At 34.6% G+C, this 15,057-nt stretch carries 14 protein-coding genes and 1 pseudogene; 5 read left to right on the top strand and 10 right to left on the bottom strand.

The features are described from left to right. The 4 genes from PQ963_05805 to thiL all read left to right on the top strand — a co-directional run. The coding region (locus PQ963_05805) for a class I tRNA ligase family protein (GenBank protein ID MEN4029178.1) at nucleotides 1–1,511 on the top strand (1,511 nt) is incomplete at its 5' end. 202 nt (nucleotides 1,512–1,713) lie between these two features. Beyond that, a complete protein-coding gene (locus PQ963_05800) occupies nucleotides 1,714–2,115 on the top strand; it encodes a Zn-ribbon domain-containing OB-fold protein (GenBank protein ID MEN4029177.1) in 402 nt (133 codons plus the stop codon). Further along, nucleotides 2,084–2,530: a sirohydrochlorin nickelochelatase gene (gene cfbA, locus PQ963_05795; protein ID MEN4029176.1), complete on the top strand. Its 447-nt coding sequence runs from the start codon at nucleotides 2,084–2,086 to the stop codon at nucleotides 2,528–2,530. Before PQ963_05800 ends, cfbA begins: the two co-directional genes overlap by 32 nt. Nucleotides 2,531–2,543: 13 nt before the next feature. Then, nucleotides 2,544–3,575, top strand: coding sequence for a thiamine-phosphate kinase (gene thiL / locus PQ963_05790; GenBank protein MEN4029175.1), 1,032 nt, complete (start codon nucleotides 2,544–2,546; stop codon nucleotides 3,573–3,575). 811 nt (nucleotides 3,576–4,386) lie between these two features. Here thiL and PQ963_05785 read toward each other — a convergent pair. The 8 genes from PQ963_05785 to PQ963_05750 form a co-directional block, all read right to left on the bottom strand. Continuing rightward, on the bottom strand, nucleotides 4,387–4,560 hold the full coding sequence (locus PQ963_05785; GenBank protein MEN4029174.1) for a hypothetical protein: 174 nt from the start codon (nucleotides 4,558–4,560) through the stop codon (nucleotides 4,387–4,389). 524 nt (nucleotides 4,561–5,084) lie between these two features. Next, nucleotides 5,085–5,846 (bottom strand): C39 family peptidase, encoded by a 762-nt coding sequence (locus PQ963_05780; GenBank protein MEN4029173.1) that lies wholly within the window; start codon nucleotides 5,844–5,846, stop codon nucleotides 5,085–5,087. A gap of 92 nt (nucleotides 5,847–5,938) precedes the next feature. Next, nucleotides 5,939–6,694 carry a stage II sporulation protein M gene (locus PQ963_05775; GenBank protein MEN4029172.1) on the bottom strand — a complete coding sequence of 252 codons (756 nt, stop codon included), beginning with the start codon at nucleotides 6,692–6,694 and terminating at the stop codon, nucleotides 5,939–5,941. Nucleotides 6,695–6,780: 86 nt separating this feature from the next. Continuing rightward, complete coding sequence (locus PQ963_05770) at nucleotides 6,781–7,188, bottom strand: hypothetical protein (protein MEN4029171.1); 408 nt, start codon at nucleotides 7,186–7,188, stop codon at nucleotides 6,781–6,783. A gap of 366 nt (nucleotides 7,189–7,554) precedes the next feature. Beyond that, nucleotides 7,555–8,439, bottom strand: a complete 885-nt coding sequence (locus PQ963_05765; GenBank protein MEN4029170.1) for a cysteine peptidase family C39 domain-containing protein — start codon at nucleotides 8,437–8,439, stop codon at nucleotides 7,555–7,557. 1,003 nt (nucleotides 8,440–9,442) lie between these two features. Next, a complete protein-coding gene (locus PQ963_05760; protein ID MEN4029169.1) occupies nucleotides 9,443–9,784 on the bottom strand; it encodes a hypothetical protein in 342 nt (113 codons plus the stop codon). A 69-nt stretch (nucleotides 9,785–9,853) separates the two neighbouring features. Beyond that, nucleotides 9,854–10,960, bottom strand: coding sequence for a C39 family peptidase (locus tag PQ963_05755; protein ID MEN4029168.1), 1,107 nt, complete (start codon nucleotides 10,958–10,960; stop codon nucleotides 9,854–9,856). 1,178 nt (nucleotides 10,961–12,138) lie between these two features. After that, nucleotides 12,139–12,627 (bottom strand): DUF2299 family protein, encoded by a 489-nt coding sequence (locus PQ963_05750; GenBank protein MEN4029167.1) that lies wholly within the window; start codon nucleotides 12,625–12,627, stop codon nucleotides 12,139–12,141. Nucleotides 12,628–12,791: 164 nt separating this feature from the next. Here PQ963_05750 and PQ963_05745 point away from each other — a divergent pair, with 164 nt between their 5' ends. Continuing rightward, entirely contained in the window at nucleotides 12,792–13,733 is a 942-nt protein-coding gene (locus PQ963_05745; GenBank protein ID MEN4029166.1) for a cobalamin biosynthesis protein, read from the top strand. 230 nt (nucleotides 13,734–13,963) lie between these two features. Here the strand turns inward: PQ963_05745 and msrA are convergent. Together msrA and PQ963_05735 are read right to left on the bottom strand one after the other, a co-directional pair. Continuing rightward, nucleotides 13,964–14,392 (bottom strand): annotated as a pseudogene (msrA, locus tag PQ963_05740) (peptide-methionine (S)-S-oxide reductase MsrA). Nucleotides 14,393–14,837: 445 nt separating this feature from the next. Then, the coding region (locus tag PQ963_05735) for a hypothetical protein (GenBank protein MEN4029165.1) at nucleotides 14,838–15,057 on the bottom strand (220 nt) is incomplete at its 5' end.

The following is a 15,057-nucleotide window of genomic DNA, read 5'->3' as shown; positions in this document are numbered from 1 at the left end:
AATATTCTGATGAGGAATGGAAAAAGCTTGCAATAAAATGCCTGGGACAGGAGCAGGTAGTTCCACCAGAAGTAAGGACTAATCTGGAATATTATATTGACTGGCTTGAAGATTGGGCCTGCTCAAGGAGAATAGGTCTTGGAACAAAACTTCCATGGGATAAACAATGGTTAATAGAGCCTTTAAGTGATTCAACTATTTACATGACATATTATACCATTTCAAAGTATATGAAAGAACTAAATCCTGATGATCTTGACGATGCATTCTTTAATGATGTTTATTTAGATGAAGGAAAGTATTCTGGTAATATATCTCCTGAAATTTTTGATGAAGTTAAAAATGAATTCAATTACTGGTATCCTCTAAACTGGAGGCTTTCAGCCAAGGATCTTGTTGGAAACCATCTTTCATTCCATATATTCCACCATTCTGCCATATTCCCTGAGGATAAATGGCCAAAAGGAGTGGTAGTATTTGGGATGGGCCTGCTTGAAGGTCATAAAATGTCCTCATCAAAAGGAAACGTTGTACTCCTTGAAGACGCCATAGAAACCCATGGAGCAGATGTGGTCAGGCTCTTTTTAATGTCTTCAGCTGAGCCATGGCAGGACTTTGACTGGAGAGAAAAAGAGGTAAAAGGAATTAAAAGGCGTTTAGATTGGTTTAAAGAATTTATTAACCGTGTCGCAGAAATTAAAGGATCTCCAGTATCATTAAAGTCATTCCAGCCTGGTGAAATTAAAAAACCAGTTAATGCATGGCTTTTAAGCCAGGTTAACATGCGAATTAAAAATACAACTGAAGCACTTGAAGGATTCCAGACAAGAAAAGCACTTCAAGAAGCATTATTCCTGTTTAAAAAAGATATTGACCACTATTTACACCGAATAGAGTATGAATTAGAAGATTCTGCTTCAAGAGAAGAAATTTCAAATGTTCTGACATATGTTTTAAGCAACTGGATACTGATGATAACCCCATCTATTCCACATACCGCTGAAGAAATGTGGAACAGTATTGAAGGGGAAGGATTTGCATCAGCTGCACCCTGGCCTGAATACGATGCTGATTTAATAGATGAAAAGATTCAAAAAGCTGAAGAAATTGTGCAGGGACTTGCAGATGACATCAATGAAATAAAGAAGATTATTGACACTGACCCTCAGAAAATACATGTTTACATTGCACCAGAATGGAAATGGAGAGTCTTTGAAATTGCAAAAGAAATCAGGAGCCCGGATATAGGCCGTATAATGGGTGAATCTGTAAAGCAAAACATTCATGACGATAAAAAAGAAATTGTGCAATTTGTAAAGAAAATAGCAAGAGAAGTGACCAGGATCAAATATGTGGGTAGAATTGATGAATATTCAATTATTAAAGATTCTCTGGATTATCTATCAAGAGAAGTGGATGCTGAAGTGATTGTATACAGAGAGCCCGCCTATGATCCGCAGAACAAATCAAAAAATGCAATGCCTTATAAACCTGCTATTTATATAGAATAACAGATTATGGTGTTTTGTGTTTTCTAAGTTAATTGTTCATAAAAATGAATTAAATTTTATGATTTTAAAACCAAAAATTTAATTACATAAAAAATCAACATGCAAAAATGGATATTTATAAATAGATCATACTAAACATCTAAAAAATTAAATTATTTCCATCAAAATCAAAATTTTGAGGAATATATGGGAGGAAATAATAATGAAAGATATAGTAAGGGCATGGCGTCATATACCTCAGCGTTACAGTCTCATAGGCTCAAAATGTTCACATTGCGGAACTGTATTTTTCCCAAAAAGAGTTATATGCCCTGAATGTAGAAGAAAAGGAAAATTAGAAGATATTCAACTTAAGGGAGAGGGAAAAATCCATACTTATTCTGTTATAAACACCCCCACTGACGATTTCAAGCTTATTGCACCATATGTTGTGGCAATAGTTGAACTTGATGAAGGAGCCAAAATAACAACCCAAATAGTTGATTGTAATGTAGAAGATGTTAATATAGGTGATGAAGTCGAAATGGTCTTTAGAAAAATAAAGGAAGAAGGCGATGATGGAGTGATATCATATGGATACAAATTCAGACTCAAAAACTGCTAAAATAGGTGTACTACTTGTTGGTCATGGAAGCAGACTTCCATACGGAAAAGATATTGTAAGCAAGCTCGGTGAAATGTACAGACAGAATTCTGATTATATTGTAGAAGTGGGTTTTATGAATATGTCCAAACCCTCAATACCTGCAGCAATAAATAGCTTAGCAAAAAAGGGTGTCCAGAAGATAATTGTAACACCTGTCTTTTTAGCTCATGGTGTTCACACAAAGCAGGACATTCCACACATCCTTGGTTTAGATAATGGTCATAAACATTCACACAGTCATGGGCATGGACACAGCCATCAAGAAGAAGACGAAGAAATTGAATTTGAAGGCGAAATTATCTACACTGAACCTCTTGGTGCTGACCCAAGGCTAGTAGATATAATCGGTGACAGAGTGGCAGACGCCCTCTAAGCTGGTTTTTAACATGCACCCTAAAGTTTCAGATATTGGAGAAAAGGAACTCATAAAACGGATTTTAAAAAAAAGCAGTTTAAATATAATCAGTTCCGTCTTTTTTGATAATTTAGGAATTAAAAGCTTGAATGATGATGCAACACTAATTAATTTTGGAGATAAGTATTTAGTTGCAACTTCAGACATTTTATTTAAATCTGTCCATTTTCCAGATGAAATGACTCCTGAACAGATTGGAGAAAAGGTTGTAACAGTAAATGTGAGTGACTTAGCAGCTATGGGAGCTAAACCACTGGGAATTATCATTGCTGTTGGTTTACCTAAAGAAATGTCCCTTGATGACTTTGACAGGTTAATTGATGGAATTTTAAGAGGATGTTCCCGGTATGAAATGATGTTGATTGGTGGAGATACCAATGAATCAGGTGAACTAACTATATCTGGAACTTGTTTGGGAATTGCAGGAAAAAATGAAGTTTTAATGAAAGATGGTGCCAGTCCCGGAGACATTGTTGCTGTTACAGGACCTCTTGGACTTGCAGCTGCTGGTTTTGAAGTTTTATTCAATGATAAAATAAAATTAAAAGATTTAAAAGAAGATTACAAAAATCTCGCATTAAAACATGCACTGAATCCTGAAGCAAAATCAAAAGAAGGAGTTTTGCTTGCAAAAAGCGGGTTTGTAACTTCTGCTACGGATATAACAGATGGTCTTGCAAGCGAAATTGGAGAATTAGTTAACGCCAGTACTAAAGGCATTGGAATAACCATTTATGAAGATATGATCCCTGTAGCTGGAACAGTTCTTGAAATAGCTGAAAAAGCATGTAAAAATCCACTTGAATTTATGTTATATTATGGAGAAGACTTTGAACTTCTTTTAACTATTAAAAAAGATGCTTTAAAAGAAATCAGTTCAATAATCCCTCTTTACAAAATAGGGAAGGTCACATCTTCTGGTAAAATGATAATAGTTAAAAGTGATGGTGAAGAAGAAATATTAAAGCCCCGTGGTTATGAACATTTTAAGTTGATAAATTAGCTTTATTGACTGGATATACCCTTTACACCAAACACTCCTGCTCATAAGGAGATTTATAAATTAAAAAATAGTATGAAATACTCATTTTAAAGTATTTTTACAAAATCACTTTTAAAATCAGTGAGAGAAAAAGACATATATTTCAAGTGTAAAAAAACTTTGTCTTACAAAAATTTTCATTTAAGCATGAGACATTCATTTCAAGTGTAAAAAATATTTTTAATAAAATTAGTGAAACATGTTTCAAAATAAAGACGTTTAAAAACAAATTTAAATTAGTTTAAACTATATTGAATGTATATTGAATGTGCATTTTTTAAAGGTATGTTATAAAAACATTTGATCTATAAATAAGTTAATATACTGATTTTTTAAAAATAATTTATTCATTATGGAGACCTCCATTTCAAGTGTATTTAAAAATCTTCATAAAAAATCGGAAAATGACAAACATTTCAAGTGTAAAAAGAATTTAGAATATTTTCTCTAAGTTGTTACTTACATGAAATTAAAAATGTGAATCAGGGAACAAAATTGTTTAAGTTTTGTTTTAAAAATTCACATACATTTCAAGTGTAAATTTTTAAAATAAAAATGTTAATCCTGCTAATAAAATCTCTTCCAACAGATCTATCTGTTTTAATATTACTGAATACCATTCACCAGTAGTTGAATTTTCTGCATTGCTTATCTACCTGCTGTTTGTCTTGAGGGCCACTATACAAGCGCAGGTCCAGTATGGATTTCATTGAACTTTCAACTATCAAGCAAGCGATGTATATGCTTGATAGCTTAGTAGATAGTTAATTTTTTAGTGGCGACGTTGAGCATCTATCCTGATTACATGACCCGTCCATGCAATCCAGACTCTCACACCTGTGTTATGTATATTGACCTGCCTCAATACACCTACACAGAGAAGTATTGCTCCTGCTATTATCTTAGAAACCCCAAGAAGTCCTATAAGCCCAGCTACGGTAGTCATACCATTAACAATGCTATGCGTAGTAGTGTTGCATAAATAAATTCTCTGTCCCCACCAGTACCGAGTTACTCTATTTACTCCACATTTTCCTCGTATAATCTTGCATCGTTTCAGCTGCCAAAGTTTGGCTGTTTTCTGATTGTATACTGGTACTGTTTGATTAACTTGTGTTGAATTATTAGGATCACTTAATACTGGGATGACTGAAGTAAATTTTTGTAAATTTTCTTGGTATTTAAGGTTCGTGGGAAGTTTGCAATAATTTTTATGTAGATTTTTCAACGTTTTTCCTTAGGAATCAAGTCATCTATGATTTTTCTAAGAAAAGATGCTGAGATCATAATGATCACGGATCCTATTGTCACTATAAAATATTTTAAATTAGGATAATTAACGTTGCCAGCACTGGCTGTAAATAAAATAAGCATACTACAAATAAAAATTATTACATACGATATCACTGCTTTTCTATATGGTTTCATTCTTATTCTCCTTATTAAAAAAATAAAAAAGATTAATATATTTTATCTGCGCCGACTCTTAGCTCTATATCCACTACCATTTACTCCTGCTCTTCGTGCTTCGGGTGGAACTCCTATCCATCCATCATTATCAAAATCTTTACCACAAATTAGTTCCGACATCCAAAGCAAGACATCTGTAGCTCCATATTTACCTTTAGTTACTCTTCTCCATGCAACATTCACAATGAATCCTAGAATACCTCCTGCAGGTCCAATCCACATCCCTTTGATATTCTGCATTTCATCCTTAGTCAAAGTGGCACTGCTATCTACCGGCTCGCTCACTGAATTTGTATTTCTATTGTTTAAATTTGTGTCTGTTCCATTACTTACTTGCTCTGAAGTTCCTGTTGCTTGTGTAGAATTACTTGTTTCCTGTGCCTGTACGTTGGGATCAGTTATTACCAGAGCATTTCCAGTGAAGATTTCAGCAAATTTTTCTCTGGTCATTTCGATGTTTCCAAGTGATGGGTCAGCAAGGTAAACGCTTGTATCTGTTACTTCCCTTACCACACTGTAATGGCCTTCGCCATCCAGCATTATATGCACAATGTTGTTGGGTTTAAGATCATCAACTGATAATCTCATACCAGCTGCACTTAAACCTTTTGCTTTCGCTGCCTCTGATAATTCGTGCATTGTTGTCCCTGATGTGTCTGTGCCAGCGAGGACCTTAAGATCCCCTTCTATACTGTTTATACCTATGTTCTGCAGCACTGTTGCAAGTGCAGCTGGCCCGCAACTGTAATCTGTTGACTGCATCACTATTCCACTGGTGTCTATTTGTGGAATTGTAAGGTTTTGTGTTTTGTTCCATATTCATCAGTGTGTATAAATATAACACTCATTTGCAGTTATGCTATGTGTTGTAGCCAGTAACTTATCCAGAATGGACCCCAGAATTCTTCTAAAAGTGCGGCAATTATTAATAGAATTATTATTCTGGGCATTGTATTTTTAAGCTCATGTATCATAGCCTCTTTAATAGTTTTTAAAGTGTTTTTAATCCCATTTCTTCTTATAGATATGTATGCTTTAAAAGACTTTAAAGATATTCTAATACCAGATACGCCAGCTAAATAGATGGCATAAAACTCAGGATATGTATGAAATGATCCAACCAACAATATAACACCTTTAAAACCATGAAAACTTATAAATTCTGCTATTAATTTAAGATTAATTACAATAGCACTTAATAGGATATAAGGATAGATTATAGTGGGGCCTGATAAAATTGTTACAAATGACAAATATAAATTATTAGACAAAGCTGGAATGAAAAGTCCAGGTTCCCATATAGGGTTCGTAATTTCTACTGGATTCCTAGAAGCCCAGATCACTTGCCCTGCAATCCCGCCAAGTATTATAGTTATTATGGAACTATAAAACAAGATTTTTCTCCTTCTTTTTCTTTTAACAAATGTGGAAAGTATACCTAAACAAATTCCTAACATCGTAACTGTAGAATATAAATATATAAAAATATTAAATTTTTCGATTATAACCTGATGATTAAACATAAATTCAAAAAATCCAGTGATACCTGCAAAAAATGTTAATATAATCGTTACTATTCCCATCACTATAAATTTATTAATTTTAAGCATAAAATACACCATTTATCACTAAAAAATTGGAATGGAGGTATGTAACCCCCAAATTTTTAATTTTTTTCTCTCTTTTTCATCCGGATCTATCTACGTCTTCTCGCACGAGTTCTTTTAGTTCTTGTTTGTGCATTAACAGTCACACTCCCACTGAACTGGGTATAGTTTCCAGTAGCATTAGAAGTATGGTTTGCAGTCCAATTAAACGTGCCTCCTCTTCCTGGTATAAATGGAGTAATTTTGTGAGCATTGTCCATTATATATCTTCCTGCAGCAGAAATCTGATCCCATGCATATCTTCCCCACTTGCTGACTTCTTCCCACCATCGTCCTCTAATACTCTCCATCATTTCACTGGTCAGGATTTGGCTGTTTTCTGGATTGGCTACGGTTGATTGTCCTTTAATGCTCTCCATTTCTTTATCAGTTAAATTTTCAGGTTGTATAATGCTTGTTGTATTGTTAGCCTGTTCTGCTATCTGATTAACTGCCATGTTGGGATCAGTTATAACCAGAGCATTGCCTGTGTAAACTTCAGCAATTTTCTTGGCATTTTAAAGTTTGTGGGAAATTTGCAATAGTTTTATGAAGAGTTCTCAACGTTTTTCCTTAGGAATCAAATCTTTTATTATTTTTTTCATCATGGAAGCTGCAAACATTATTATTATAATCCCAATTGTTAATATCAAATATTCCGCACCCAAAAAACTAATATTACCCTACTGGTAACTTCGCTAACTGTTATTAAAATAAGCAAACTACAACTAAAGATTACTACATACAATATTACCGCTTTTTTATAACTTTCCATTATCTCATATCCTTTCTCTAAAAAAAAGAATAAATAGGAGTTACAATTATCATTTTTTTCTTTTCTTAGATTTCTTTATTTTTGAAGCCGCTTTAACTCTGTATCCTTCACCATTCACGCCAAATCTTCGCGCTTCATCAGGTACACCAACCCATCCATCCTTATTTATATCTGCACCGGAAATTAGTTCTGATGCCCAGCACCAACCATCTACAGCTCCATATCTATTATGAGTCGCATATCTATAACCTATCTCAATACCGAACCATAATGGAAAAAGCCATGATTTTCCTTTAATATTCAGCATCTCCTCATTCGTCAAATTGTTGGTGTTTTTTGTCAGCAAGTTAGTGGAATTAGTATTTGTTACATTTGCTACTGGTCCTATTAATGTTGTATTCCCATTATCTTGGTTGTTTGTTCGTTCCGTAGCACCATTAGCATCTGTTGAGTTAGTTAAGTCTTGCATTTGATCGGTTTGATTTGTTACATTATCTATTTGATCTGTTAAATTTTCTGTACTGTTATTAGCCTGTTCTGCTGTTTGATTAACCTGCATGTTAGGATCGCTTATCACTAGCACGTTCCCGGTGAAAATTTCAGCAAATTTTTCTCGGGTCATTTCAATGTTTCCAAGTGATGGGTCAGCAAGGTAAACGCTTGTATCTGTTACTTCTCTTACCACACTGTAATGGCCTTCGCCATCCAGCATTATATGCACAATGTTGTTGGGCTTAAGATCATCAACTGATAATCTCATACCAGCTGCACTTAAACCTTTTGCTTTCGCTGCCTCTGATAATCCGTGCATTGTTGTCCCTGACGAATCTGTCCCTGCAAGAGCCTTAAGTTCCCCTTCTGTTGCGTTTATACCCATGTTCTGCAGCACTGTTGCAAGTGCAGTTGGCCCGCAACTGTAATCAGTTGACTGCATCACAATTCCAGTGGTATCTATTTGTGGAATTGTAAGGTTTTCTGTGGTATCATTTAACTGTGTATCTACACTTTCTGTAGCTGTATTTCCTAACTATTAGAACTATAAACCCTCTTTAATAGACTCTTTTAAGGACTCCCTCGCTAAATATCTGCTAACTAAAAAGACTGATAAAAACAGTGTAATGTAAGATACGCCAATGGCAATGTGATATGGTAGATAGTTCCTAAGATATGACACTCCTATTAAGGCTATCACGACTAATAATTCAACTGCAATAATCTTTTTTAAGGGAGCCTTACCTAAGTAAGAAGAACAACTGGAAAATAAAAGTAAAATTGAAAAACAAATCCAAAGAATATCCCAAATACTATATCCCATCATTCAATATCCTCCAAAAAAATGTATCTTTGAAAACCAAAGGTTTTCAAAGCCTGAAAATCCATGATTTCCGACAGTTCTGTAAAATCTTCGATTTTACGAACCCTTTTTCGACGGCTGCAGGCTATCCTGCAGATACTTCTATTTTCTTCTTAAATCTTACTTTCTCCTAAGCATAATATTCCACAACGCACCTTTAATTCTCCCTATTTATATAAGCCTCAACAACGCACCCGAAATCGCTGCCCAAGCATACCCTTCATAGGTCCTTTTGTGAGCGGGAGTATTGTTCCTATACTCCATAATACCTACTGCTGCATGGACTGCCGCTCCTGCAGCCCATCTCCAATGTCTCTTCAGCCACTCCGGTATATATCTAGCTATATGTTGTCGTAACGCTCCAAAACTCATTGTTCCTATTGTCTTAATGATAATGATTTTACTGCCTTTACTATTGCTACTTTCACTGCTGCTACTATTACCTCTGCAGATACTTCCCTCTCGAACCCTCTCAATCGGGCCCTCTCTCAAGCCGCTTACGTATTCTATCCAATTCCTTATATCTTTTAATAGCCGGCCTATCATGCCTGTGGTTTGGAACATTTTTCGTTCATTTATGCTATCAAATCAAATAAAAAATCAAGTATCTAAGTATTGGAAATGCAATTGCAGCGATAATTCCCACAATTAATCCCCACATGATAGAATCCTTTAAGGAGGCCTTGTATATATAGTATCTATAAACAATTACCAATAAAGATACTGTAATTCCTGTTATAATACCTGCAGTAATTAATTGATAATATTCAAAAGCAATTCCCGAAATCATAAAGAAAATCCCTATAAATAACCCACTTATAATAGACTCTTTTAGGGGCAGCTTACATCCATAATATATAAGAACTGTAAACATTAAAAACACCATACTAAACAGAAAACCCCTCATGATAATAAATTCTATCATTTAATATCCGCCTCCAACTCCATGTAAAAAAGTGTATTTGCAGGATAACCCTGCAGATACTATCTATTTTTACCTTCTTCTCCTTGATGGCTTTCTTGGGAGTTTACGAGCTCCAATAATTACACCAGCACCTTCTATTGCACCCCAAAGCGCCGCTCTACCAGCTCCTTCCCAGCTCAATTGGTCCCTAGGGGTGGTTACTACATATTCCACCAATCTAACCACTGCCCCTATTGCAGCAGCTTTTGCAATGACTTTCCAAATAACTTTTCCTCTGATACTCTGCATCTCTTCTACTGACAGTTGCATGCTGGCTGGTGCTGGTACACTGGCTGATAATTGCTGTCCTTTAATACTCTCCATTTCTTCAGCTGTTAAATTTTCTGGTTGTATACTACCTGTATCTGTTAAATTTTCTGTACTGTTATTAGCCTGTTCTGCTGTTTGATTAACTTGCATGTTGGGATCAGTTATAACCAGAGCATTGCCGGTGTAAACTTCAGCAAACTTTTCTCTGGTCATTTCAATGTTTCCAAGGCTTGGGTCAGCAAGATAAACACTATTTTCACTTACTTCTCTGATTACACTGTAATGGCCTTCGCCATCCAGTATAATGTGCACAATGTTGTTGGGTCTAAGATCATCAACTGATAATTTCATACCAGTTGCACTTAAACCTTTTGCTTTCGCTGCTTCTGATAATCCGTGCATTGTTGTCCCTGATGAATCTGTGCCCGCAAGAACTATCAGTTCCTGCTCTGTTGCATGGACTCCAAGATTGTTCAGGACGGTTGCAAGTGCAGCCGGTCCACAACTGAAATCACTGCTCTGCATTACAATTCCACTTGTATCTATTTGTGGAATTGTAAGGTTTTCTGTGGTATCATTTTCTAAAACAAAAACGCCATTGTTCTCTAAACTATCATTCGAAAGCTGCACTTCTGCATCTGAATCGTTTTCTAAAGCCACAGAAACATTATTTTCTATTGAATCTGTATTTACGGTACTGTTATATTCTGTACCGGTGCTTCCATTTTCTAATATCTGTACTGCCAATTCAGCAGTACCTTTTCCTTTAACTGCCATTGCATCGGCAGTTTCACCATGTGGTATAGCAAATGCTGGCGTTGTCCCTATAATAAGGACCGCAAGCAAGACTGCCATCATTTTCTTCATTCTATTCATGCATCCTTTATATTCACAATTCTCTGTCTGTAAAATAACTTCCTGTTATCTTACAATTTTTTGGTCTGTAAAATCATGTCATATAAAGGTTGTGGTTTTAAAGCTGTATAAAAACGTAAAATTTGTTCTAACAGAACAATTTTGTCCTAACAGGACAATATTGTTCTAATAGAACCTAAAAATTTAACACCCACAACACAAATGTTTAAATGGTTTAAATTACACATTAAAAAGTTTAGTTTAAAATTTGTTCATTCCAGATGAAACTTTTTCATGAAATACAAGGCTGTCCCAGATATTTCACCAGTTTGGATATTTTTCTGGTAAAGCCCTCGAAAATCCATGATTTTGTGGACATGTGAAAATTGAAAAATTTCGCGGCCACAAAACCGAAGGTTTGTGAACATCGAAAATCTGCGATTTTCGAAAGCTCTGAAGCTCTGATTTTTCGGGCCTTCGAAAACTTGTTTTCGGGGCCGGAGAAATATAATTTCCTACGGTATTCAAAAACAAAGTTTTTGAAAGCTCTACCCTTGCTTTTTGTTTAGGTCTCAAGTTTCAAGATAGGTTCATTGAATATTTATTTACACTTGAAATATATCTCTATACGATCTGAGATAAGTCCACCACTTTCAAAAATCAAATATTCTCCAATCCAAACACTCTGTGTTTGGCTTTCAGACATTTCATCAAACATTTCATGTTTGATGCATGAGAAAACTTTCGTTTTCTCTGCCTCAAAATTCCCTCAAAAAATCTTCGATCTTTTGGGGCATGCGAAAAATTTTCATTTTTCGCGGTTGCGGAACTCTGTTCTGCAAACATCAAAAATACAAAGCATTTTTGAAAGCCGGCGAAACTTCGTAGAAGTTTCGGGCAATCAAAAATCTCTGATTTTTGAAAGCTGTTAAAACTGAAAGTTTTGACGCCACAAAAACTATGTTTTTGCTGACTCCGAATTTTGAGGGCCCTAAACATTTTCATGTTCGAGGGCTTTAGTCGTGGGAGTATGTCAGAGCACCCCTTGACTTTTATAACTGCCCTGTACAACCTCACTTTATTCCACAGCATTTGAGCTGTAAATACCGTGAAAAACTTTAAAAAATAATAGTTAAATACAATTCTAAAATTAAACATGGCTTATATGGTCTTAAATGTTATTATATGACTTAAACATACATGTTATCCTGATCCATGCTTTTTGCTTCTTCTTCATATACTCCAAATTCCATCTGTATTTTCCATATTCCCTGAAGTTTCGCGCGAAAGATCTTCTTTACACTTGAAATCAACCTGTCTTTGCTTAGACCATCCTCAAAAATTTCATCTGTAATTAGAAAACTTTGAAGTATATTTTCTGGATGCTGCAGCTGGAAATCAACAAATTGACTGTTTAAGAGAAATCTGAATTCCCATATGAAGTTCTCTTTTTTTTCTAATTTTAATTTTCTAATCTCTGTTTGATGTTCAGGACTTACATTGGTAGCACATGCTATTAAAACCATATCTTCTTTTCCTTTAGGCTGAATCACATCTAAAATGTGGCCTTCAGGATAGTTTATTATGAAATGGAAATTAGCATTTTCATCTGGGACCTTCTGTCTAAAAAGGCCCTCATCAGATAACCATTTTTGAACTTTATTTTCAATTTTTGACATTTTTAACACCCATTCAGTTTTAAATGAAAATTTTGACTCTAACTTTAGATTTAAAACATTTAATATATTTAGTTGTTTATAGTTGATTACCAGATATTATACTTTAAGTGAGATAATAATTAAATTATTTTTATCATAGAGAATCAGTTTACTAAAGGGATAGCATGGACTTTCAACCAGCTTTTTTACTCATCATAATGATTGCTTTAATCATAGATGTCCTGTTTGGCGAACTCCCTTTTAAGATACATCCTGTAGTGTGGATGGGGAAAATAATAGACATACTAAAACAGCATTTAATCAATTACAGGAGTAAAATCTCAGGAATAATATTGACACTTGTTTTGGTAATTATTTTTACACTTGCAACATACGTCTTAATCTCATTATCAGTAATAAATAATATTCTTTATATTTTAGTTTCATCAGTTATTTTGACAAGTACATTTGCAATAAATGTTCTTATCAGTTCTGCTTATGACATAAAAAAAGATGTTGATCACAGTATTGATATTGCAAGAAAAAACATGTCCTATCTTGTAAGCAGGGACACCACTAACCTTTCAAGCGAGGAAATTGTTTCAGCTACTGTGGAAACATTAACAGAAAACATTACAGACTCTGTAACAGCACCCCTCTTTTATGCTTTTATTTTTGGGGTCCCAGGAGCAGTAGCCTACAGAGCTGTAAATACACTTGATGCCATGGTGGGCTACAAAAAACATGAAACAATTAAAATAGGATGGTTCCCTGCAAAGCTGGATGATATATTGAATTATTTGCCTGCAAGAATCACGGGATTAATGGTGGTAATCGCTGCTCTATTTTTAGGTATGGACTGGCGAAATTCCTATAAAATAATGATTAGAGATGCTAAAAAACCAGATAGTCCAAATTCAGGCTATTCAATGGCAGCTGCAGCCGGTGCTCTTGGAATAAAACTTAAAAAAGTAGGATATTATGAAATTGGGGATAGTTTGAATCCTTTAAAATCAGATAAGATACTGGATGCTTTAAAGCTTACTAAAGTTACAATAATTTTATTTTTGATATTTGCATTTATTATATATTTTTTTACTGTAATAACGTTTTTAAGATTTTTTTGAGCTGGAGTGCGTTATGTATATAGTGTTCCAGAATTAGTATTACTAAATTAAGGAGGGGTACATCCCTGTGTTGTGGAGGCATTGAAAGCAGGGATGTAATTAATATTATATTTAATATAATTAATAATCTTTTCTATTTGAAATTGAGCTTCTTAAACTATGTTTCTCAAGACCTTTCAAATTAAAATTTTAAGGATTTTAAAGACCTGTATCGTGATTTGCTAAGCTGCTTAGAATCTACAGCTGCTTTGCCCACGTTTTTTAAGGTACTGCTGGTGATAATCTTCAGCCACATAGAACTTAAATTCTCGAGCAGGGACTATTTCAGTTACAATGTCTCGTCTGTAAATTCCTGATTTATTTAATTTTTCCTTTGAAGCCCTGGCAGCTTTTTCCTGTTCTTCATTATAATAGAAAATAATAGATCTGTATTGCTCTCCTATATCTGGCCCCTGACGGTTTAAAGTTGTTGGATCATGAATATTCCAGAAAATATTAAGCAGTTCATCATAAGAAATTTCTGAAGGGTCATAGGTGACTTCAACAGTTTCAGCATGACCGGTTTTACCAGAACAAACGTCTTCATAGGTAGGATTTTCTGTATGACCTCCCATGTATCCTACTGCAGTTGATACCACTCCTTTTGTGGTTCTAAATGCTTCTTCAACTCCCTAGAAGCATCCTGCCCCAAAAAAAGCTTTTTTAAAATTTTTTTCACCTGTCATTTTATCACATCCTTAAAGGAAATAAAAATTGTATTTTTAATCAAAAGTTTGAGTTTCTTATTGTAAGTAATTTTTGTATTAATATACAAATCCAATTTTAAGGTTAAATGATAAGGTGATCTCAAAAGTATATTTGGATAGAAAATGAATTAAATTTTCGTGTTATTTAAAGAGATATTTAAAGAGATTGGTGGTGAGCTTTGGAAGAGAATTGGATATTATATGTTGTAAAGCAATGTGTAAAGCAATGATTATAGACAATCCTAGAGCTCATCATGCAAATATTGTGAAGGAAAAAGCAAAAAAGTTATATTACTTGCTGAATAACCTTCCATTTTTAATTTATCCAGTGTTTTTATACCATACTCCCTGTTTAATTTTATTTAATTCCTTCTACTTTGTCAGTTACTATTACGTAGTCTGATAGGCCGTATTTGTAGTCTGAGTTTCTTTTGAATGTTCCTGTGACTTTTATATCGCTGAAAAGGTCAAGATCTATTGGTGGTCCGGTGTACCATATTGACACTGTGCTTGCTCCTACTTTTTCTGAGTCTCCCATCATTATTTCTGTTCCTTCTGGTGTTCCCAGGGTTGGGTTT

This window comes from Methanobacterium sp., from assembly GCA_039666455.1.
In the GTDB taxonomy this organism is placed as follows: domain Archaea; phylum Methanobacteriota; class Methanobacteria; order Methanobacteriales; family Methanobacteriaceae; genus Methanobacterium_D.
This window is presented reverse-complemented; position numbering and strand designations above follow the sequence as displayed.

Excerpts from the sequence above, each read along its gene's own strand:
- PQ963_05775 (MEN4029172.1), bottom strand. The coding sequence starts at position 6,694 with ATGCTTAAAATTAATAAATTTATAGTGATGGGAATAGTAACGATTATA.
- PQ963_05755 (MEN4029168.1), bottom strand. The coding sequence starts at position 10,960 with ATGAAGAAAATGATGGCAGTCTTGCTTGCGGTCCTTATTATAGGGACA.
- thiL (MEN4029175.1), top strand. The coding sequence starts at position 2,544 with ATGCACCCTAAAGTTTCAGATATTGGAGAAAAGGAACTCATAAAACGG.
- PQ963_05800 (MEN4029177.1), top strand. The coding sequence starts at position 1,714 with ATGAAAGATATAGTAAGGGCATGGCGTCATATACCTCAGCGTTACAGT.
- PQ963_05780 (MEN4029173.1), bottom strand. The coding sequence starts at position 5,846 with ATGCAGTCAACAGATTACAGTTGCGGGCCAGCTGCACTTGCAACAGTG.
- PQ963_05750 (MEN4029167.1), bottom strand. The coding sequence starts at position 12,627 with ATGTCAAAAATTGAAAATAAAGTTCAAAAATGGTTATCTGATGAGGGC.
- PQ963_05765 (MEN4029170.1), bottom strand. The coding sequence starts at position 8,439 with ATGCAGTCAACTGATTACAGTTGCGGGCCAACTGCACTTGCAACAGTG.
- cfbA (MEN4029176.1), top strand. The coding sequence starts at position 2,084 with ATGGATACAAATTCAGACTCAAAAACTGCTAAAATAGGTGTACTACTT.
- PQ963_05770 (MEN4029171.1), bottom strand. The coding sequence starts at position 7,188 with ATGGCAGTTAATCAGATAGCAGAACAGGCTAACAATACAACAAGCATT.
- PQ963_05785 (MEN4029174.1), bottom strand. The coding sequence starts at position 4,560 with ATGACTACCGTAGCTGGGCTTATAGGACTTCTTGGGGTTTCTAAGATA.
- PQ963_05745 (MEN4029166.1), top strand. The coding sequence starts at position 12,792 with ATGGACTTTCAACCAGCTTTTTTACTCATCATAATGATTGCTTTAATC.
- PQ963_05760 (MEN4029169.1), bottom strand. The coding sequence starts at position 9,784 with ATGATAGAATTTATTATCATGAGGGGTTTTCTGTTTAGTATGGTGTTT.